Genomic DNA, 20416 nt, shown 5'->3' on the forward strand with positions numbered 1-20416 from the left:
TCTCAATCTCCTTGGACGATGGGTTGTGGTACAGCAATATTTTCAATGACTTCGTAATGCAATTCTACCCTTACTTTACCATTCTCTTTCGCCTGATGCAAAACTTTTTCGCTGCGAATGGCCGCCTCCTCCGGCAATTTCGCCCGCAGCTCGCGGCGGGCGATCTCTTTCGCTTCCGCGAACGCTTCTTCCCACGTGTAGCGCCGCTTCACTTCTTCCGCCTCGCGGATCGTGATGCGCTCGTAATAGAGCGGCAAGTCCCATTTCCAAAAACGAAACGGCCGTTTTTCTGTCTCAACGATGGTATGGGCAAACACCGGCTTCTTCCATCCCCAAACGGGAATCAAAAGGCGCCCGATCCCAACATAATGCCGTTCGGTGAACTTGCCGGTCAACACATGAAACGTCGTCTCGAGCGGCAGGACGACCGTAGACTTGTACCATGTTTCACCAAACACTTTCCCTGACGCCGGCACAAACTTCGTCCTCCCTTCAGCGCCGATAATGCCAGAAACAAGCAGCTGGCCTTTTTGCACATAGTCGTTGACGGAAACGAGCGGTTGTCCCTCTTCAACGAACAAATCAGCGATGACCGCCTCTTTTTTTGCCACGAGATGACGCGGCGGAATCGGTTTTTTCGGCTCCGGAATCTCTTTTTCAACGACGCGGAAGTGAAGCGACGTCCCTTTCCACTCAACGCCGACCCACGTGATGTCCGGAACGCGTTCCGTCAGCTTTTTTTGCAGCGTCTCCGGGTCATCAAGCAGAAACTGAAATGCGCCGCGCTCGACTCCCATTCGCTTCAACTCGCGGGCGATTTGATGCTCCGTCTCTGGAGCCGCCCCTTTGATTTCGATCTTCCAAACGATGTTCGAAAGCAAAAACACCATCGCGATAAAAAGGAGCAAGCCGAGCCAAAACCCGCTGTTCCGCCAGGCCCGCCGCCAAAAAAACGGCAGCCCGGTTCTCCCGACAAACGAAAGTTTGCATTCGCTTTGCCGGGCGACATGGCGCAGCCGTTTCACGTCGCTGAGCTTAATGAAAAACGTCGCGGTATCCGCGCTATGCTTTTTCACGTTCCAGACGGCAATCCCTTGGCGGACGCAGGCGTTGATCAACCGTTCGATCCCTTTCCCTCTCGCTTTGACCCGCACGCTGCCGGCGAGCGTGTCGACCCATTCGTTTTTCATCTCCGTTCCTCCTCGCTATTCATCTATATAAACGACTTGGCTGATTTTTCCTTCCAACAAAATTTCTTCCGGCAAAATCGTTTTAATCACAAACTGTTCGCCGCGGACAACGAGCTGTCCGTTCCGCAGCAAAAGGCGGAGCTCTTTATCGCTGAACGCGAGCAGCCCGCGGTGGTTTTCAATGTAAATATGTATGTGCCCAACCATCGTAATGCGGGGCAGATCCATCATAATGTCGGCGGGAAGTTCAAGCTTTTCCGCCATCCACCGCTTCATCTGCTGGCGCCATTTTTTCACCATCAAAAAGAACCCCCTTTCATCTCATATGTATGAGACAAAAGGGGGTTCTAGCACCGCTTTTCAAAAACAACGGGCCCGCCTGCCGGCAAGGCCCATTGCATTTATGACAGCTGTTGTTGGACAAGTTTGTTGACGAGCGAACCATCCGCTCTTCCTTTCACTTTCGGCATGATCGCGCCCATCACTTTTCCCATATCCGCTTTCGAAGAGGCGCCGACTTCCTTGATCGTCTGCTCGATCAAATCGCGCAGCTCGTCCTCTGTCAGCGGCGTTGGCATATACGATTGAACAATTTCAATTTCGGTTTTCACTTTTTCGACAAGATCTGAACGGCCAGCGTTTTCAAATTCTTGGAGGGAGTCTTTACGCTGTTTCAGTTCGCGAGAAAGAACCGTCAGCTCTTCGTCTTCCGAGAGCGGGCTTTTGCCGAGCTTGATCGCTTCGTTTTGCAGCGCCGCTTTCAGCATCCGGAGAACAGACAGTTTTTCTTTCTCCTTGTTTTTCATCGCCTGCTTCATATCGTCATTCAAACGATCGAGAAGACTCACCGATTATACACCCTCTTTAATGCATGCTCTTAGTGCTTGCGCTTTCTAGCCGCCTCAGATTTTTTCTTCCGTCTGACGCTTGGCTTTTCATAAAATTCGCGCTTTCTCACTTCTTGCAAAGTGCCCGTTTTCGAAACGGCACGCTTAAAGCGACGAAGAGCGTCGTCGATCGACTCATTTTTGCGAACGATCGTTTTGGACATCCTGCTTCCCTCCCTCCGAACAACAACCATTGCATATTGTACTTGTCAATTATAATACATGCTGACAGAAAAGGTCAATAAAAAAAGCAGCGGCGGCCTGCTGGCCACCTCTTCCCCGCGCTGAAAAAACGGTCATCACCCGCGGACAAGGCCCATACATATAGGGTGAAAGGGGAGATCGCCCATGGGATCGTTTTGGATGCTGTTTGCCATTTACACCGCTTTGTTTCTTCTTGGCATGTTTATGATGAAAGCTGGGCTTTACACGTTGTCCGGCCATCGGTTAAAACGGTGGCTCATGCGCTTTACCGCCACGCCGCTGCAAGGATTTGCCGCCGGTTTGGCGACGACCGCTCTCCTGCAAAGCAGCTCAGCGGTGATGGTGATGACGGTCGGCCTTGTCGCCGCCGGCTACTTGTCGTTCCGCCAATCGATCGGCATCATTTTAGGCAGCAACATCGGCTCGACGGTCACGACCGAGCTGATGACGCTTGATATCGGCGATGGCGCCATCCCACTTCTTATAAGCGGCGCGCTGCTTGTTTTTTTCGGCCGCCATCGCCTTGTTCTCGGCATCGGCATGACCGCTGTCGGCCTCGCCGCTGTGCTGTTTGCCATGGACGGCTTTGGCAGCCTCGCTAAACCGCTTGCCGCCTATCCGTTCGTTGATGCATGGCTGAAAGAAACGAACCGATCCGTCGCTGTCGGCCTTCTTGTCGGCATCGTCCTCACCGCTCTCGTTCATTCGAGCGCGGCAACGATCGGCATCGCCATGGGATTTTTAAACGAACAGCTGTTGACGCTGTCCGCGGCGATTGCTCTGTTGCTTGGCGCCAACATCGGTACGTGCATCACCGGGCTTTTGGCTTCGATCGGCTCCAGCAAAGAGGCCCAGCTGACCGCCTACACCCATCTATGGCTGAACGTCGTCGGCGCCGCTTTGTTCGCCTTTTGGACCGAGCCGCTCGCCAGTTTTGCCGCCAGGCTCAGCCCAGCGCCTGATGTGCAGCTCGCTCATGTGAGCGTCTTGTTCAACGTCATTTGCTCAGTGGCTGCTCTTCCATTTGTCGGCGCCATCGAAAAGGTCATTCTGTTTTTGCATGACCGAAACCGAGCTTAGTAGTCAGCGCGGCCCGTCCCGCCGGTGACGATCTCCACTCCAGAGCTCGTGCCGATGCGCGTCGCGCCGGCGTTGATCATCGCTTCTGCCGTTTTCCGGTCGCGAACGCCGCCTGATGCTTTGACACCTGCTCTGTCGCCGACCGTTTTCCGCATCAGCGCCACATCCTCCACCGTCGCACCTCCGCCGGAAAACCCGGTCGACGTTTTCACATAATCAGCGCCGGCTTTCACCGCAAGCTGGCAGGCGCGCACTTTTTCCTCATCGGTCAAAAGCGCCGTTTCAATGATCACTTTGACAAGCGCCCTGCCAGCCGCCGCCTCGACGACCGCGCGAATGTCGCGCTCGACAAGCTCGTCTTGCCCGCTTTTTAACGCGCCGATGTTGATCACCATATCGACTTCGCGGGCGCCGTTTTCGATGGCGTTCATTGTTTCAAACGCCTTTGTTTCCGGCGTCGTCGCCCCAAGTGGAAAGCCGATGACCGTGCAGACGCGGACATCGGTGCCGGAAAGTTCACGCGCCGCCGTTTTCACCCACGTTGGGTTGACGCACACGGCAGCAAAGCCGTATTGCTTTGCTGCCGTGCACAGTTGCACGATTTGTTGTTCTGTCGCTTCCGGTTTGAGCAGCGTATGATCGATCATTTTCGCGATATTCATCGTCATTCGGAGAAACCCCTTTCTGCCATTTCCGTCAAGATGGAAGGTCTGACGTCTACCATCATACCATGCTCCCTCGACAAAAACTAGCCATCCGTATTGTCTCCGGAAAAAGACAGAAAAAACCCAGCAACTAGGCTGGGTTATGAGCTCCATTTGACCGAACGGGCCATTTCATCCGGCACAACGCGGACGAACTCTCCTTCATTGTACGGATAGCCGGCTTTCGTAATCTTCACTTTGACAAGTTCACCGACCATTTCCTCGGTTGCCGGGAAGCGGACTTTCAAATAGTTGTCTGTATAGCCGACGTACAAATCCGGCCGCTCTTTGTCGCGCTCTTCCGGGATGACCTCGAGCACTTGCCCTTCAAACCGGGAGGCGTACTCTTTCGCCAATTGATCGGACAGAGCGATCAAGCGGCGGACGCGGTCATGCTTCGTTTCTTCATCGATTTGGTTCGGCATGCGCGCCGCCGGCGTGCCGGTCCGCTTCGAATAAGGAAAGACATGCAGCTCGGAAAACCGTTGTTCACGAATAAAGTTGTACGTCTCCATAAATTCGTCTTCCGTCTCGCCTGGGAAGCCGACGATGACGTCAGAAGTCACCGCCAGCTCTGGAAACACTTCGCGCAGCCGGGCGAGCCGCTCCGCGTAAAATTCCACCGTATATTTGCGGCGCATCCGCTTGAGCACCGTATTCGACCCAGACTGGAGCGGAATGTGCAAATGGCGGACGATTTTCTCCGACCGCTTCAGCACATCAATCACTTCATCGGTGATTTGGCTCGCCTCAATCGACGAAATGCGGAGCCGCCGGAGCCCCGGCACTTGCTCGTCTAAATCGCGCAACAAGGACGCAAAGTTATAGTCTTTCAGATCGGTGCCATAGCCGCCTGTATGAATGCCGGTCAGAACGATTTCTTTATAGCCGGCGGCAACCAACTGGCGCGCCTGGCGGATGATTTCCTGCGGATCGCGCGAGCGCATTAAGCCGCGCGCCCACGGGATGATGCAAAACGTGCAGAAGTTGTTGCACCCTTCTTGGATCTTAAGCGACGCCCGCGTCCGATCCGTGAATTCCGGCACATCCATCTCCTCAAAAACGCGCGTTTTCATAATGTTGTGAACAGCGTTGATCGGCTGGCGCTCACGCTGGAACTGCTCGATGTACTCTAAAATTTTATGCCGGTCTTGCGTGCCGATGACAATATCAACGCCCGGAATGGCCATGACCTCAGCCGGCGATGTTTGCGCATAGCAACCGGTCACGCAGACGACGGCGTCCGGATTGCGGCGCACCGCACGACGGATGACTTGACGGCTCTTTTTATCGCCGGTGTTCGTCACTGTGCACGTGTTGATCACATACACATCCGCACGGCTTTCAAACTCTTTTCGCTCGTAGCCGGCTTTTTTAAACAGCTGCCAAATCGCTTCGGTTTCGTAATGATTGACTTTGCAGCCTAGTGTATGAAAAGCCACTGTCGGCATCTTGTTCACCTCACTCTGCCCCCCCGCTTAAGGATCAGCGGGACCGAACTTTTATAAGAAACAGCCAATGTTGCTCACTAAGCGCGCTCCGCTTCGCCGTTCGGCGCGCGCAGCTCCCATTCATAAGAGGCGGCGGAAAGCAAATAGAGCGGAGCTGTTTCGGTCCGCAAAATGCGCGGCCCAAGGCTGCACGGCGAAAAACCGTGCTGCCGAAGCTGTTCTGCTTCTTCCGGGCTGAACCCGCCTTCCGGCCCGAAGACAGCCAGCAACGCGCCGCCCGGACGGAGGCGGGAAAGAAGCGCCGGAAGCGCGGCATGCCGGGCGTTTCGCGCCTCTTTTTCGTAGGCAAACAGCCGAACATCGACCGTTTGGCCAAAGGCGAGGAGCTCAACAAACGAAAGCGGCGCCCGCACGTCCGGCACCACCGTTCGTTCAGCCTGCTCAGCCGCTTCTTTCGCGATTTTTTTCCATCGCTCGACTTTTTTCTCCGCCTTTTTCGCGTCCCATTTCACGACCGACCGGGCGGCTTCGAACGGAAGAAAGCCGGCGGCGCCGAGCTCTGTTCCTTTTTGGATGACGAGCTCCCACTTTTCACCTTTCGGCAGCCCTTGGGCGATGTAGATGCGCACCGGCAGCTCGCTTCGCTCCTCTTTCCATTGTACAATACGGGCTTGCACATGCTCATTGGCAATTTGTTCAATTTCACACACCGCCGTGCGCCCGTCTGGAAAGACGCAAATGATCCCGTCCCCCGGCTTCATGCGCATGACGCGGGCGATATGATGGGCATCATCGCCGCTGATCGCGACGATCCCGCCTTGTTGCGCCTGGTCGGAAACGAAATAGCGCTGCACAGCCATCCCTTCTTTGCTTACGGTTTCATGGCGACAACCGCCACCCAGTCTTCCATCACGTTGATTTCCTCAATGGCAAAGCCGGCGGCAAGCAACCCGTCTTTGACGTCCTGCTTTTTCGCCTGAATGATGCCAGACGTGATGAAGCGGCCGCCTGGCTTTAACAACCGGTAGGCGTCACCAGTAAAGCGCAAAATGATTTCCGCTAAAATATTGGCGACGATCACATCAGCCGGTTCCTCGATATGGTCGAGCAAATTGTTTTGTGAGACCGTTACGATATGCTGCACCTTATTGAGCTTCACGTTCAGCCGCGCGCTGTCGACCGCCACCGGGTCCAAATCGAGCGCCCGCACCGACTGAGCGCCAAGCATCGCCGCGGCGATGCTTAAAATGCCGGAGCCGGTGCCGACGTCAATGACATGATCGCCGGGGCGCACGTACTTTTCAAGCGCCTGCAGACACATGACCGTTGTCGGGTGCGTGCCGGTCCCAAACGCCATGCCCGGATCCATTTCGATGATCAGCTCATCACGAGACGCCGGCTCGTACGTTTCCCACGTCGGCACGATCGTAAACTTTTCGGACACTTTCACCGGGTGATAATGCTTTTTCCACGCCGTTGCCCATTCCTCTTCATTTACTTCGCTCAATGTAATTTTATTTTTGCCAAGGTCGATATCATACATCCATAAATTGTTAATCGCCTGCTTAATTTGTTCGACCGTTTCGCCAAGAAAACTGTTGACCGGCAAATATGCCTTAATGATCACCCCTTCTTCCGGATAGTCGTCCGGGTTGAGCTCGACGATCTCGCCGTACCAGTCGTCCCGTTCTTTGACCAAATCGTATGGGTCTTCGATGACGACACCGCCGGCGCCCGCTTCATGCAAAATGTTCGAAATCGCCTCGACCGCCTCATGCGTCGTATGAATGCTGATTTCTGACCATTTCATCGCGCTTACGCTTCTCCTTTAAACGCCTTTTTGACTTTCTCAAAAAAACGGCCGTGCGGCCCGTCGTGCATCGTGTCTCCGCCGAGCCGATCAAACTCGCGCAACAGCTGCTTTTGCTTTTCGGTCAGCTTCGTCGGCGTCACAACGCGGACAATGACGTGCTGATCGCCTTGGCCGTAGCCCCGTACGTTCGGCACCCCTTTTCCCTTCAAGCGGAAGCGCGTGCCCGTTTGCGTGCCGGCCGGGATTTTCAGCTTTACATGGCCATGGAGCGTCGGCACTTCGATCTCATCGCCGAGCGCCGCCTGGGCGAACGACAACGGCACTTCGCAATAAATATCGTCGCCGTCGCGTTTGAAAAACTCATGTGGTTCGACTCGGAAGATGATGTACAAATCGCCCGGCGGCCCGCCATTGACCCCTGGCTCCCCTTGGCCGGCGACGCGCAGCTGCTGGCCGTCGTCGACGCCGGCTGGAATTTTGACGTGAATTTTTTTCCGCCGTTTGACGCGTCCCGTGCCGCCGCACGTTGGGCATTTCTCCGGAATGTACCGGCCCGTGCCGCCGCAGACGGGACATGTCCGGCGGTTGACGATGCGGCCAAATGGCGTCGCTTGTTCGCTTGTCACTTGCCCGCTGCCGTGGCAATGCGGACAAGACGTCGGGCTTGTGCCCGGTTTCGCTCCGCTGCCCTGGCACGTGTCGCACGTCTCTTCCCGCGGAATTTCAATTTCCGTTTCTTTTCCGAACGCCGCTTCTTCAAACGTAAGCGTCATCATATACTCGACATCCGCGCCTTTGCGCGGACCGCTCGTCCGCCTGCGCGGACCGGCGCCGAAAAACGTTTCAAAAATATCTTCAAAACCGCCAAAGCCGCTAAAGCCGCCGAAATCAAACCCTCCGCCTTGGAATCCGCCGCCGCCAAACGTTTCGTTCGGGTCGGCATGGCCGAAGCGGTCGTAGCGGGCCCGCTTTTCATCATCGCTTAACACTTCGTACGCCTCTTTAATTTCCTTAAACTTCTCCGCGGCGTCCGGGGCTTTGTTCACATCTGGATGATACTGCTTCGAAAGCTTTCGATACGCTTTTTTGATCTCGTCTTTCGTCGCGTTTTTGCTGACGCCGAGAATCTCGTAATAATCGCGCTTCGCCATCGTTGATCATCCACTCCCGATTCACTCACATAAATTTAATTTTATCATTTCCCTCTGCGGCAAGGCAATATGTCAATGCTAGAAAAAAAGTCAAAGCCAAGGCAGGCCTGACTTTGACTTTCGGTTGCATTATTTATCGTCGTTCACTTCTTCAAACTCGGCGTCCACCACGTTGTCTTTATGATTGGCAGCGCCGCCTTGCGATCCTGCACTTTGCGCCTGTTTCGCTGCTTGTTCATACAGCTTGATCGACAGCTGCTGCACCGCTTCTTGCAGCGCGTCTTTTTTCTTGCGGATGTCGTCGATGTCGTTTTTCTCGAGCGCCGCTTTCAACGCCTCTTTCGCATCCTGCGCCTTCTTGATCTCATCGGCGCTCACTTTTCCTTCGACTTCTTTTAACGTTTTGTCGGTCATGAAAATGAGCTGGTCGGCTTCGTTGCGCAACTCGGCGGCTTCTTTCCGCTTACGGTCGGCTTCGGCGTTTTCTTCCGCTTCTTTAATCATGCGCTGAATTTCTTCTTCCGACAGGCCGGACGACGATTTGATCGTAATCGACTGCTCTTTGTTCGTTCCTAAATCTTTGGCGCGCACGTGAACGATGCCGTTGGCGTCAATATCAAACGTCACTTCAATTTGCGGCACGCCGCGCGGCGCCGGCGGAATGCCGGTCAGCTGAAAGCGGCCGAGCGATTTGTTGTCCGCCGCCATCGGGCGCTCTCCTTGCAAGACGTGAATGTCGACCGTCGTTTGATTGTCAGCCGCCGTTGTGAACACTTGCGATTTGCTTGTCGGGATCGTCGTGTTCCGTTCGATCAGTTTCGTAAATACGCCGCCCATCGTTTCAATGCCAAGCGAAAGCGGGGTCACGTCAAGCAGGACGACATCTTTCACTTCGCCGGCGATCACCCCGCCCTGGATCGCCGCACCGATGGCAACGACTTCGTCCGGGTTGACGCCTTTGTGCGGCTCTTTGCCAAGCTCGCGCTTGATCGCTTCTTGGACAGCTGGAATGCGCGTCGAACCGCCGACCAAAATGACTTTATCAATATCGGCTGGCGTCAAGCCGGCGTCTTGAAGCGCCTGGCGGACCGGCCCCATCGTCCGCTCGACGAGGTGGGCGGACAACTCTTCAAATTTCGCTCTTGTCAACGTCATTTCCAAATGGAGCGGACCGTTTTCATTGGCGCTGATAAACGGAAGCGAGATTTGTGTCTGCGTGACGCCGGACAGCTCTTTTTTCGCTTTTTCCGCGGCATCTTTCAAGCGTTGGAGCGCCATTTTGTCTTTCGACAAATCGATGCCGTGCTCTTGCTTGAACTGATTGACCAAATAATCGATGATCACTTGGTCGAAGTCGTCGCCGCCCAAATGGTTGTCGCCGGCCGTCGCCTTCACTTCAAACACGCCGTCGCCAAGCTCCAAAATCGAGACGTCAAACGTCCCGCCGCCTAAGTCATAGACGAGAATCGTTTGGTCTTCTTCTTTATCAAGGCCGTAAGCAAGCGCCGCGGCCGTCGGCTCGTTGATGATGCGCTCGACTTCGAGGCCGGCGATGCGGCCGGCGTCTTTCGTCGCTTGGCGCTGGGCGTCGTTGAAATACGCCGGCACCGTGATGACCGCACGCGTCACCGGCTCGCCCAAATAGTCTTCGGCGTACGACTTCAAGTATTGCAAAATGATCGCCGAAATTTCTTGCGGCGTATATTGCTTCCCTTCGATTTCGACTTTGTAATCCGTCCCCATATGGCGCTTGATCGAGATGATCGTGTTCGGGTTCGTGATCGCTTGCCGTTTGGCGACTTCGCCGACTAGGCGTTCGCCGTTTTTAAACGCGACGACCGACGGGGTCGTGCGGTTTCCTTCCGGATTCGGAATGACTTTCACTTCGCCGCCTTCTAACACGGCGACGCAAGAGTTCGTCGTTCCTAAGTCGATGCCGATAATTTTGCTCATCACTGATCACCCTCCGTTTCCGTTTATTGGCTTACTTTGACCATGGCGGGCCGCAGCACGCGGTCTTTCAGCTTATAACCTTTTTGCAGCTCCTCAACAACCGTGTTCGGCTCATAGCCTTCCGCTTCCGCCTGCATGACGGCTTGGTGCAAATAAGGGTCAAACGGCTTTCCGACCGCCTCGATCGCCTCGACGCCTTCTTTCTTCAAGGCGTCAACAAGCGACCGGTACACCATTTCCATCCCTTGCAAAATCGATTTCGCCTGTTCGTTGTCCGTCTCTATTTTCAACGCGCGTTCAAAGTTGTCAAGCACCGGAAGCAAATCGCTCGCCAAGCTTTGGGCGCGGTATTTTTCAGCCGCTTCCATCTCCTGGCGCGTCCGGCGGCGGAAGTTTTCAAAATCGGCGTACAGGCGGAGATACCGGTGTTCCATCTCTGAAAGCTTCGCTTTCAATTCGGCGATCTGCGCCTTGGCCGCCGCCAACTCCTCGGCCGTTGGCGCTTTTTCCGCCGGCTCCGCCGCTTCCTCCCCACCGGCCTCTTCAAGCGGAACGCCGCCTGATTCCCCCTCGGGCTGCGGGGCGGCTTTTTCCTCGATCGGTTGCTCCCGCTCCGGCTCATCGTATGTAGCTTGTTCCATCACTTGTTTTTCTCCTTGCTCCATCGCTTTCACCTCCCTGCCGGGGCTCTTCCCTTTTATGTATCAATGGCCACAAGGAAAGGATGGATGCGCGATCCATCCGTTATCCAATATGGCCATTCTTATTGACTTTGATACCATTTCGCGAGCGCGGCCGACAAATCGGAAGCGACACGGTTTAAGACCGTGATGACGCGCGAGTATTCCATGCGCGTTGGACCAAGAATCGCGATCGCCCCGAGCGGCTCATCGCCGACCGAATAGGTCGCTGTAATCAAGCTGCAGTTTTCCATGCCGCGCAGTTCGTTTTCATGCCCGATCGAAACCCGCACTCCTTTTTGGGTTTGCTTGCGGAGCAGGCGATAAATGTCTTTTTCCTGCTCAATGATGTCCAGAAGCGGGCGCACTTTTTGGATGTCGCTGAACTCCGGCTGGTTGAGCATATTCGCCTTGCCAGCGAAAAACACTTTTTCTTCTTCAGGGGCATCGAGCGTCTCCATGAGCGTATTGAGCACGCTGTCGTAGTTGCGGATGTGCCGGCGCATTACGTCGGCCACTTCCGTCTCCATTTTTTCTTTCAAATCCATGAGCGGAACGCCGGCGAGCCGCTCGTTGAAAATGTTGACCATTTTTTCGAGGTCGCCTGCGTCCATTGATGACGGAATCGTCACGACCCGGTTTTCAACATGGCCGGTGTCCGTCACGACGATGGCGACAGCTGTCTGCTCGTTGAGCGGAACGATTTGCATCCGCTTCAGTTTGCTTTCTTTAAACGTCGGCCCGAGCGCAATGGATGTATAGTTCGTCAGCTCGGATAAAATTTGCGCTGACTTTTGCATCAGTTTTTCCAGCTCATAGATGCGCTCAGCAAACACAGAGCGGATTTTTTGAATGTCCGCCCTTGTCAGCCGCTGCGGCGGCAGCAAATGGTCGACGTAGTAGCGGTACCCTTTTTCCGACGGCACACGGCCGGAAGAAATGTGCGTTTTTTCAATATAGCCGAGCTCCTCCAAATCCGCCATCTCATTGCGGATCGTCGCCGAGCTGAACGCGATTTGATGCTTTTTCGATAACGTCCGCGAACCGACCGGCTGCCCAGAACGAATGAAATCGTCGATAATCACCTGCAAAATCAGCAGTTGGCGGTCCGTTAGCACGTGTCTCACCTCTGTTAGCACTCGAACAATTCGAGTGCTAAATCTACTACTAGGGTAGCAAATCGCCCGGCAAATGTCAATGTTTACATTTCGCAAAGGAACGCGGCAAACACTTCATTGCCGAGCAGCTTGCCCCGTTTTGTCAAGCGGATGTGAGTCTCCGTTTCCTCGAGGCGTCCGTTTTCGATTTCCCGGCGGATCGCCGCGCCAAATATGTCATGGAGGTCGCGGCCGAACTTTTGCCGAAAGCAGACTTTGGACACCCCTTCCGTCTTGCGCAGCCCTAAAAACATTTCCTCTTCCATCTGCTCGCGAACGGTCAAGCGGCGCACATCGCGGTGCGGCCATTGGCCGCGTTCGATCGCGCTGATGTAATGCCGGATGGGGCCGATATTCGCCCGCCGCACCCCATCGATATAGCTGTGCGCCCCAGCGCCGATGCCGTAGTACTCCTCATTGTTCCAGTACGTCAAGTTGTGCCGGCTTTCAAATCCCGGCAAAGCATAGTTGCTGATTTCGTATTGCCGATAGCCAGCGGCAGCCATCTGCTCCATCGCCGCTTCGTACATCTCGGCTTCCATCTCTTCGCCCGGTAGACGGAGCCGCCCTTTCCGCCATTCGTTATAAAAAATCGTCCTTGGCTCCAAAATGAGGGAATAAGCAGAAAGATGCGGCACATGAAGCGAAAACGCCGCTTCTAAATCGGCCGTAAACTGCTCAAGCGTCTGCCCCGGCAAACCGTACATGACATCAATGCTGATGTTCTGAAACCCGACTTCTCTGGCCAACGCTACAGCCCGTATGACGTCGCCTCGCCGGTGCGTGCGGCCGATCGTTTGCAGAAGCTGATCGTCAAATGTCTGCACCCCCAGGCTCAGCCGATTCACTCCGGCATCGCGCAAAATAGCGAGCTTTTCTTTCGTCAAGCCGTCCGGGTTGGCTTCGACGGTAAATTCGGCCGTTTGTGGGTCAAACTGAAAATGGCGGTGGATGCTCGCAAGCAAACAGCCGAGCTGCGTCGGCTCAAGCACCGTCGGCGTACCGCCGCCGATAAACAGCGTCTTGAGTTGGCTGCCAAATTCCGCCGCCGTCCACACCATTTCTTTGTCCATCGCCCGCAAATAGTCGTCAATCGGCTGGCCGGCGGCGAATACTTTGTTAAAATCGCAATAATGGCAAATATGGGCGCAAAATGGAATATGAAAATACGCTGAAACGGCCATCGGTCCTCCTCCTTTCAGCCGGCGGCGCCGCAGGAAACAAACAAGGCTATCCCCAACGGAGACAGCCTTGCTCGTTATTTTTTCTGGTCGTCGATTTTCAAGACGGCCATAAACGCTTCTTGCGGCACTTCGACCGACCCGATTTGTTTCATCCGCTTCTTTCCTTCTTTTTGCTTCTCAAGCAGCTTCCGCTTCCGCGACACGTCGCCGCCGTAACATTTTGCGAGCACGTTTTTGCGCAACGCTTTGATTGTCGAACGGGCGATGACCTTGTTGCCGATCGCCGCCTGCACCGGCACTTCAAATTGCTGGCGTGGAATCAAATCTTTCAGCTTTTCAACGATCGCTTTGCCGCGCTCGTACGCAGAGTCGCGATGAACGATAAACGATAAGGCATCGATTTTTTCGCCGTTTAGCAAAATATCCATCTTGACGAGATTGGACGGCCGGTAGCCGATCAATTCGTAGTCGAATGACGCGTACCCTTTTGTGTTCGACTTTAAAGCGTCGAAAAAGTCGTAGACGATCTCGGAGAGCGGAATATCGTAAATGAGCATGACGCGCTTTTCATCCAAATATTGCATATCGACAAACGTGCCGCGCTTTCCTTGACACAGCTCCATCACCGGCCCGACATAGTCGTTTGGCACCATGATCGTCGCTTTCACATACGGCTCTTCAATGCGGTCGATTTTTTGCGGGTCGGGCATGTTCGTCGGGTTGTCGACGTCAACTTCCGTTCCGTCGGTCAAATGCACCTTGTAAACGACGCTCGGCGCGGTCGTGATCAAATCGATATGAAATTCGCGCTCGAGCCGCTCTTGGATGATTTCCATATGAAGCAAGCCGAGAAATCCACAGCGAAAGCCGAACCCAAGCGCCTGCGACGTTTCCGGCTCAAAGTGGAGCGCCGCATCGTTCAATTGCAGCTTCTCGAGCGCCTCGCGCAAATCGTTGTAGCGCGCCGTATCGATCGGATACATCCCGCAAAACACCATCGGATTGAGCTTCCGATAGCCCGGGAGCGGTTCAGCTGCCGGCCGTTCGGCATCGGTGATCGTATCGCCGACGCGCGTATCTTTCACGTTTTTAATCGAGGCAGTCAAATAGCCGACATCACCGACCGTCAATTCGTCGACGACTTTTTGCTTCGGCGTGAACACGCCGACTTCCGTCACTTCAAACTCTTTGCCGGTCGACATCATTTTAATGCGCTGTCCCGGCTTCACCGTTCCGTCGACGACGCGGACATAGGCGACAACGCCGCGGTACGGGTCATAAAGGGAATCAAAAATGAGCGCTTTCAGCGGCGCATCCGGATCTCCCGAGGGAGCCGGAATTTTTTCGACGATTTTTTCCAAAATTTCTTCGATGCCGATGCCGACTTTGGCCGAAGCAAGCACCGCGTCAGAGGCGTCCAAGCCGATGACATCCTCAATTTCTTGACGCACACGCTCCGGTTCGGCGCTTGGTAAATCGATTTTGTTAATGACCGGCAAAATTTCCAAATTATTGTCGATCGCCAAATACACGTTGGCGAGCGTCTGCGCTTCAATGCCTTGCGCCGCATCGACGACCAAAATCGCCCCTTCGCAGGCAGCCAAACTGCGCGACACTTCGTACGTAAAGTCGACATGGCCCGGCGTGTCGATCAAATGGAAAATGTACTCTTCGCCATTTTTCGCTCTATATGTCAACTGGACCGCATTCAATTTAATCGTGATGCCGCGCTCGCGCTCAAGCTCCATCGTATCGAGCGTCTGCTCGCGCAATTCGCGCTCCGACAACGCCCCCGTTTTTTCCAAAATGCGGTCCGCCAGCGTCGATTTTCCGTGGTCAATGTGGGCAATAATCGAAAAATTGCGGATCCGTTCCTGCCGTTTCAACCGTTCTTCCCGGTTCATCGTCTCTCACTCCTGCTTCTTCGCAAAACTACACTAGCTTTGATTATAGCAACAGCGCGAAGAAGATTCAATGATGAACGAAAAGCCAAGCCGCCGTTCGAGCTTTCCGGAAAGACGCGAAACAGAAAGAGCCGCGCCAAGAAAACAATCGACAATATGGAAAGCGCAGCACTTTGTGCTCCAGCCGGCGGACGGCGTAAAAAAGAAAAAGCCGCCATTGTGACGGCACGTTCCTGTTTCGTCCGCACATGAACGGGCTAGTCCAACACCCGGCCGACGAGCGAAAACAGCATTTCCATGAGCGCGGTGACAGCATCGGCAAAAAGTTGGCCGAGCCTAGAGAACAAGTTGAACGTTTTCAGCTCGCGAATCGTTTCTTGCTTTTCTCCTAAATCTCCAGCAACGACCGGCCGGCCAAACACCGCCGCTTCCACCTCACCATTTTCCCTTTTTTTCATATCGATGACGGATGGAAACGACGGATCGGCATAACCGCGCATCCGTTCCATGCCGCGATGCGCCTCTTGCATGCCAAACAACACGCCGAAAAAAAGAAGAAAGATCGCTAGAGTAAAGCGGATGAACCATCGTGCCATAGTGACGCTCCTTTACTTTTTCTCCGCCGGAGCCGGCGCTTCGACTTTTTCCGCCTGCCAATAATAGTCGCTGAATACGTCAGCGAGCGCCGACACGGAACGAAACAACTCCGTAAACGTATTGTCAACACCGCCGACTTCAATTAAAATCGCGTTTTCCGATAAATCTTGATTAAACTTGCCGTTCGTCCCGGCTCCTTTTTTCTCGATCACCCCGCGGCTCAACCCTGGATATTTCTTTTGCAGCAACTGATGCAACGCGGTAGCCAGCTGCAAGTTTTTCTCGTATGTCGCGTTTTCTCCGCCAATAATGAATGCGACACGCGCATAATCAACGCCGTTGATCGTAGCCGTCGTATAGTTCCGCCGCCGCGAATCGCGATGGATATCGATGAAGTAGTGCAAGTCACGATTTTGCTTCATTGCTGCGACCACTGTTTGGCGGGACATATCATACGATTGGGAGTATTTCATCCCTTTCTTTAACAATTCGCTGACAATGTCGATTTTGCTCACTTCAGCCCCGATGCCGCGCTTTTCCAGTTCTTCCGCTAACTTTTCCCCCACTTTTGTGATGTTGACCGTCGGGTGAAACGCCAAATCCGGGTCAGTGACCCCTTTGAGCGCCGGCAAAAACGACTCATGCGTATGGGTATTGTAAATGTAGACCACTTTTTTCCCTCCGGTCGTCTGCGATGGCGGGGGAACCGGTTTTTCATCTTCGTTCTTGTTTGCTTGTTCGAGTTCATCGACCGAGGCTTGCCGTTCCGCAAGCATCGCCTCAAGCGGCGGCGCTGATTCGTATGGCATGTTCGTATAATCCGTTCCTTCACCAGCGATGAGAATTTTGCTGTCATAAAGGGCAAAGCCCGGCAGCTCGCTGCCAAGCAGGCTGCGCGGGTCATCGGGATTGATGCTCGTCGCCAGGCGGAACAATAGCGATGAGTAATTCGTCTGCCGCCGATCTTTCGGCAGCAGCTGCGCAAAATATCGATTTTCCAAGGCGAACAGACGAATGAACGTCTCTTCCGGAAAATGGGCCGCCATATCGTTCAGCGATGATGACGACGGACGGTATTCCGGCCGCAGCGATGTGAGCGCTCCGACAAGCATAAACATCATCATGCAGCCAAGGATGATGAGCATCAACAGTTTCTTTATGCTGGCTCCTGGAATCGCGATCATGACGTTTGGGGAGCGCCATCGTTTCATATTCCCACCCTTTCCCGGCTTGTCTCCTCAGTTTAACGTATGGCCAAGCGGGAAAAGATAGAACTGTTTTTTGTTTAATGGGTGTAGGAGCCGACATTGCCTTGGTCGACTTGCCGATGCAGCGCCGCATTCAAGCCGCCGGCTAATAAGTTGGCCATATCGCCGATAAACGAATCGATCTCTTTTGGAGTCACCATCAAATTATGCCCGAGCGGGGCGAGCACTTCATAGATGAGACGCCGCTTTTCTTCATCGCCAAGCGTGCCGACCATGCCAAGAAACGTCGACCGTTCTTGCGGCGACGGCATGTCTTGTTCCGTCAATTTTCGTTTGCGCCCAAACGTCCAGCCCGCCGGAGCGAGCGCGCTTGACGGCCGTTTCCCTTCGCGCATTTCGCGGCCGAAGTGCTTCAAAATGAAATCGATCGTGTCGCTCGTGATGGAGACCGCATCGACAACCGTCGGAACGCCGATCGAAATGACCGGAATGCCAAGCGTTTCATAGCTTAACTCTTTCCGCTTGTTGCCGACCCCGGAGCCAGGATGGATGCCGGTGTCAGAAATTTGAATCGTCGCGTTGACCCGTTCGATCGAGCGGGCAGCCAAGGCGTCAATCACAATAACAAAATCCGGCTTTGTTTTCCGGACGACGCCGTCGATAATGTCGCTCGTTTCAATCCCGGTCGTCCCCATCACCCCCGGAGCAAGGGCGCTCACCGGCCGGAAGCCTTCCTCGACGCTTTCCGGCTGCAGCTGGAACAAATGACGGGTGACAAGCACGTTTTCCACCGTGAGCGGCCCGAGCGCGTCCGGGGTGACGTTTTGGTTGCCGAGCCCGACGATCAAGCAGCTCGCTTGATCGGGGATGCGGAGCCGCTTGAAAAAGGCGCTGAGCTGCTCGGAAAAAATGCGCTGCACGTTTTGCTGCAGCTCGGTGTTTTGTTCGCGGATGCCTTGCGCTTCAATCGTCACGTAGTGGCCCGGCTTTTTGCCGATCGAGGCCGCTCCTTGTTCCGTGACATGCACATGCGACAGCTTGACGCCGTTGATCTCCTCGTCATGAATGATGACCCCCTCAATCGGCGCGGCGCTTTCTTGTTTTTGCTGCAAGCGCTCCTCGAGTGCGATCTCATGCGCTTCGATCGCTAAATCCGTGCGCACCGAGTACTGGCGTAAATCGAGCGGCTGTTCCATGTCGTTCCTCCCCATTTCTGCCGTTTTCTTTTATTGTCGCCGCAATCAGGCCCGGTCATTCATGTTTCGTAAAGGATTTTCGCTTGAACACTCTTGCATAATCCAAACACGTTTGATAGAATAACACTTGTTCTTCCTGTTGTTCACAACAGAAATAGGAACGGTAACGGAGGTGAACGAACGTGGCTAACATCAAATCAGCGATCAAACGCGCGAAAACGAGCGAAAAGCGCCGGGCTCACAACGCCTCGATGAAATCGGCCATGCGTACGGCGATCAAAAAATTTGAAGCGCTTGTTGAATTGAAAGACGTGGAAAAAGCGCGCGAGGCGTTCATTATTGCGTCGAAAAAATTAGACAAAGCTGCAAGCAAAGGCCTTATCCATAAAAACGCCGCCAGCCGGCAAAAATCGCGCTTAGCGAAAAAATTGAACAGCATCCAAGCTTCCTAATCAAAAACGACCTGGCGCCAGGTCGTTTTTTTGTTTTTCTTTATGTTCACGGCAAACGGCCGGGCGATCGCTTCACCGCCGGCCGTGGCGCCCCGCTTGCGCCGGGCGGGTGCCCCAGCGCATCAGAAGCAGCTCAACGGCCAACCGGCGATCGACCGCTCCGCTTTTCACCTCGTAATCGGCGTCAGCGAGCTCGTTGATCGCCTCAGCAAGCTCTCCGTCAGCGAAGCGGGCCGCTTGAGCAAGAGCGAGCTTGACGCGGAACGGGTGCACCTTGAGCGCCGCAGCAATTTGCGCCTGTCCGTAGCCTAAGGAGGCAAGCCATTTCACTTGCGAAAGCAAGCGGAAATGGGCGGCGAGCAGCGCCAAAATTTTGATCGGCTCTTCATTGTTTTCAAGCAGATCATAAAACGTCTGCAACGCCGCTGGAATGTCGCGCTTCGCCACTTGCTCGACAAGCACAAATACGTTTTCTTCCGGCGTGCGGGCGACAAGCCGTTCAACCGCCGCCGCCTCGATGGTTCCGCCCGATCCGGCAAACAGGGCCAATTTATCGATTTCATTCGCCAAGGCGGAAAGCTGCGTCCCGGCCCGCCGCAACAGGACATCAATCGCCTCGTCGCTTGCTTGCGCCCCTTGGCTCTCGATGCGGCGCCGCACCCAAGCCCGCAGCTCCGCTTCGGCGAGCGGGGCGGCGATGACGACTTCGCTTTGCTCTTTGGCGAGCTTCGTCATTTTTTTTCGCTCATCAAGCTTCTCGTACGGCGCGAAAAAGACGACGATCGAAAACGGCGACGGCGCCTTCAAGTACGCCTCCAGCTTCGCCAAATCATGTTCGATCTCCTTCTCTTTTTCAGACGTAAAAAAATATGGATGCTTGATGAGAATGACACGCCGCTCGCCGAAAAACGGCGCCGTCTCCGCTTCCGCAAGCGCCGCCTCGATCGGCGTTTCCTCGCAGTCGTACACAGCCAAGTTCCACTCCCGCTCCTCCGGGCCAAGCGCTGCGTTCACCAATCGCTCATACGTTTCCATTAATAAAAACGGCTCATTGCCGTATAATAAATAAAGAGGAGAAAAACGCCGTTTTTCAATGTTTCCCCATACGCGTTCCAACATGTTCCCGTCTCCATTTCCAAGCGAAAGTCTCTGCTAGAAAAGATACACTGTTTTTCGCCATTTTACAAGGGAACCGGCTGCCGAAAAAACCGGTTCCCCTTTATATAAACGCCAGCCTATAAGTCCTAGGACCTTATTGGCCAGCGGGTTATTTTTATGTTTTCCCAGCTGTTTGAAAGTATTTGTGTCAACTGTTGTCAAGGAAGGAAAAGAAGCGAGCGGCGGTAGATTTTTCGCGCGTTTTCGTCTATACTAAAAATGATTGAACGAGGAGGGGGAAAACGATGAACGTATTTGAAAAGGAAGTGCAAAGCCAACGAAATGACGCTGTCGATTCCGCCGTCGGATTCATCGTGTCGTTCGGCTTTTTCGCTACCATGTTCATCATCGCCACATTGATCGAATTTTTCGGTCGATAAGGATTGCTTACATAAGCAATCCTTATTTTTTGTTTTGGCTGAAACGTTCCGTTTTTTTGTGCACTAC

General features: G+C 54.2%; 21 protein-coding genes. 3 read left to right on the forward strand and 18 right to left on the reverse strand.

The annotated features are described in order from the left end of the window. Positions 1–2: 2 nt before the first annotated feature. From yqfD to rpsU, 4 genes are all read right to left on the reverse strand, one after another. Complete coding sequence (gene yqfD / locus GZ1_RS01095) at positions 3–1190, reverse strand: sporulation protein YqfD (RefSeq protein ID WP_015375434.1); 1188 nt, start codon at positions 1188–1190, stop codon at positions 3–5. Positions 1191–1205: 15 nt separating this feature from the next. Beyond that, entirely contained in the window at positions 1206–1490 is a 285-nt protein-coding gene (yqfC, locus tag GZ1_RS01100; RefSeq protein WP_013144709.1) for a sporulation protein YqfC, read from the reverse strand. A gap of 101 nt (positions 1491–1591) precedes the next feature. After that, entirely contained in the window at positions 1592–2038 is a 447-nt protein-coding gene (locus GZ1_RS01105; protein ID WP_013144708.1) for a GatB/YqeY domain-containing protein, read from the reverse strand. Positions 2039–2067: 29 nt separating this feature from the next. After that, the gene (gene rpsU / locus GZ1_RS01110) at positions 2068–2241 is read right to left on the reverse strand and encodes a 30S ribosomal protein S21 (protein WP_008879912.1); all 174 of its coding nucleotides are present in this window, start codon (positions 2239–2241) and stop codon (positions 2068–2070) included. A 184-nt stretch (positions 2242–2425) separates the two neighbouring features. On the opposite strand from rpsU, the gene GZ1_RS01115 reads away from it, so the two are divergent. Beyond that, entirely contained in the window at positions 2426–3361 is a 936-nt protein-coding gene (locus GZ1_RS01115) for a Na/Pi symporter (RefSeq protein ID WP_013524163.1), read from the forward strand. On the opposite strand, the gene deoC is transcribed toward GZ1_RS01115, so the two are convergent. The 13 genes from deoC to gpr form a co-directional block, all read right to left on the reverse strand. Beyond that, positions 3358–4029, reverse strand: coding sequence for a deoxyribose-phosphate aldolase (gene deoC, locus GZ1_RS01120; protein WP_015375436.1), 672 nt, complete (start codon positions 4027–4029; stop codon positions 3358–3360). The two genes, GZ1_RS01115 and deoC, sit on opposite strands and share 4 nt — an antisense overlap. 137 nt (positions 4030–4166) lie before the next feature. Next, a complete protein-coding gene (mtaB, locus tag GZ1_RS01125) occupies positions 4167–5516 on the reverse strand; it encodes a tRNA (N(6)-L-threonylcarbamoyladenosine(37)-C(2))-methylthiotransferase MtaB (protein WP_015375437.1) in 1350 nt (449 codons plus the stop codon). A gap of 77 nt (positions 5517–5593) precedes the next feature. Further along, positions 5594–6370, reverse strand: coding sequence for a 16S rRNA (uracil(1498)-N(3))-methyltransferase (locus GZ1_RS01130; RefSeq protein WP_060787712.1), 777 nt, complete (start codon positions 6368–6370; stop codon positions 5594–5596). 17 nt (positions 6371–6387) lie between these two features. Beyond that, on the reverse strand, positions 6388–7326 hold the full coding sequence (gene prmA, locus GZ1_RS01135; RefSeq protein WP_020753794.1) for a 50S ribosomal protein L11 methyltransferase: 939 nt from the start codon (positions 7324–7326) through the stop codon (positions 6388–6390). Positions 7327–7331: 5 nt separating this feature from the next. Next, on the reverse strand, positions 7332–8480 hold the full coding sequence (gene dnaJ, locus GZ1_RS01140) for a molecular chaperone DnaJ (RefSeq protein WP_020753793.1): 1149 nt from the start codon (positions 8478–8480) through the stop codon (positions 7332–7334). Positions 8481–8609: 129 nt separating this feature from the next. Beyond that, positions 8610–10433 carry a molecular chaperone DnaK gene (gene dnaK, locus GZ1_RS01145; protein ID WP_011231983.1) on the reverse strand — a complete coding sequence of 608 codons (1824 nt, stop codon included), beginning with the start codon at positions 10431–10433 and terminating at the stop codon, positions 8610–8612. Positions 10434–10456: 23 nt separating this feature from the next. Then, complete coding sequence (gene grpE / locus GZ1_RS01150; protein WP_015375440.1) at positions 10457–11098, reverse strand: nucleotide exchange factor GrpE; 642 nt, start codon at positions 11096–11098, stop codon at positions 10457–10459. Positions 11099–11196: 98 nt separating this feature from the next. After that, a complete protein-coding gene (gene hrcA / locus GZ1_RS01155) occupies positions 11197–12231 on the reverse strand; it encodes a heat-inducible transcriptional repressor HrcA (RefSeq protein WP_033004709.1) in 1035 nt (344 codons plus the stop codon). A gap of 83 nt (positions 12232–12314) precedes the next feature. After that, positions 12315–13454, reverse strand: coding sequence for a radical SAM family heme chaperone HemW (gene hemW, locus GZ1_RS01160; protein WP_060787713.1), 1140 nt, complete (start codon positions 13452–13454; stop codon positions 12315–12317). A 74-nt stretch (positions 13455–13528) separates the two neighbouring features. Continuing rightward, a complete protein-coding gene (gene lepA, locus GZ1_RS01165) occupies positions 13529–15358 on the reverse strand; it encodes a translation elongation factor 4 (protein ID WP_015375443.1) in 1830 nt (609 codons plus the stop codon). A 257-nt stretch (positions 15359–15615) separates the two neighbouring features. Beyond that, on the reverse strand, positions 15616–15954 hold the full coding sequence (locus tag GZ1_RS01170) for a YqxA family protein (protein ID WP_011231988.1): 339 nt from the start codon (positions 15952–15954) through the stop codon (positions 15616–15618). A gap of 12 nt (positions 15955–15966) precedes the next feature. Continuing rightward, positions 15967–17166: a stage II sporulation protein P gene (gene spoIIP, locus GZ1_RS01175; RefSeq protein WP_020753789.1), complete on the reverse strand. Its 1200-nt coding sequence runs from the start codon at positions 17164–17166 to the stop codon at positions 15967–15969. 74 nt (positions 17167–17240) lie between these two features. Next, a complete protein-coding gene (gpr, locus tag GZ1_RS01180) occupies positions 17241–18359 on the reverse strand; it encodes a GPR endopeptidase (protein WP_011231990.1) in 1119 nt (372 codons plus the stop codon). Between the two features lie 182 nt (positions 18360–18541). On the opposite strand from gpr, the gene rpsT reads away from it, so the two are divergent. Continuing rightward, complete coding sequence (rpsT, locus tag GZ1_RS01185; protein ID WP_011231991.1) at positions 18542–18811, forward strand: 30S ribosomal protein S20; 270 nt, start codon at positions 18542–18544, stop codon at positions 18809–18811. A gap of 72 nt (positions 18812–18883) precedes the next feature. Here rpsT and holA read toward each other — a convergent pair whose 3' ends face one another. Beyond that, on the reverse strand, positions 18884–19930 hold the full coding sequence (holA, locus tag GZ1_RS01190) for a DNA polymerase III subunit delta (protein WP_060787714.1): 1047 nt from the start codon (positions 19928–19930) through the stop codon (positions 18884–18886). 284 nt (positions 19931–20214) lie between these two features. Here holA and GZ1_RS17885 point away from each other — a divergent pair, with 284 nt between their 5' ends. After that, on the forward strand, positions 20215–20349 hold the full coding sequence (locus tag GZ1_RS17885; RefSeq protein WP_011231993.1) for a YqzM family protein: 135 nt from the start codon (positions 20215–20217) through the stop codon (positions 20347–20349). The last annotated feature ends 67 nt before the right edge of the window (positions 20350–20416 follow it).

Source organism: Geobacillus zalihae NBRC 101842, from assembly GCF_001544135.1.
Taxonomy (GTDB): domain Bacteria; phylum Bacillota; class Bacilli; order Bacillales; family Anoxybacillaceae; genus Geobacillus; species Geobacillus zalihae.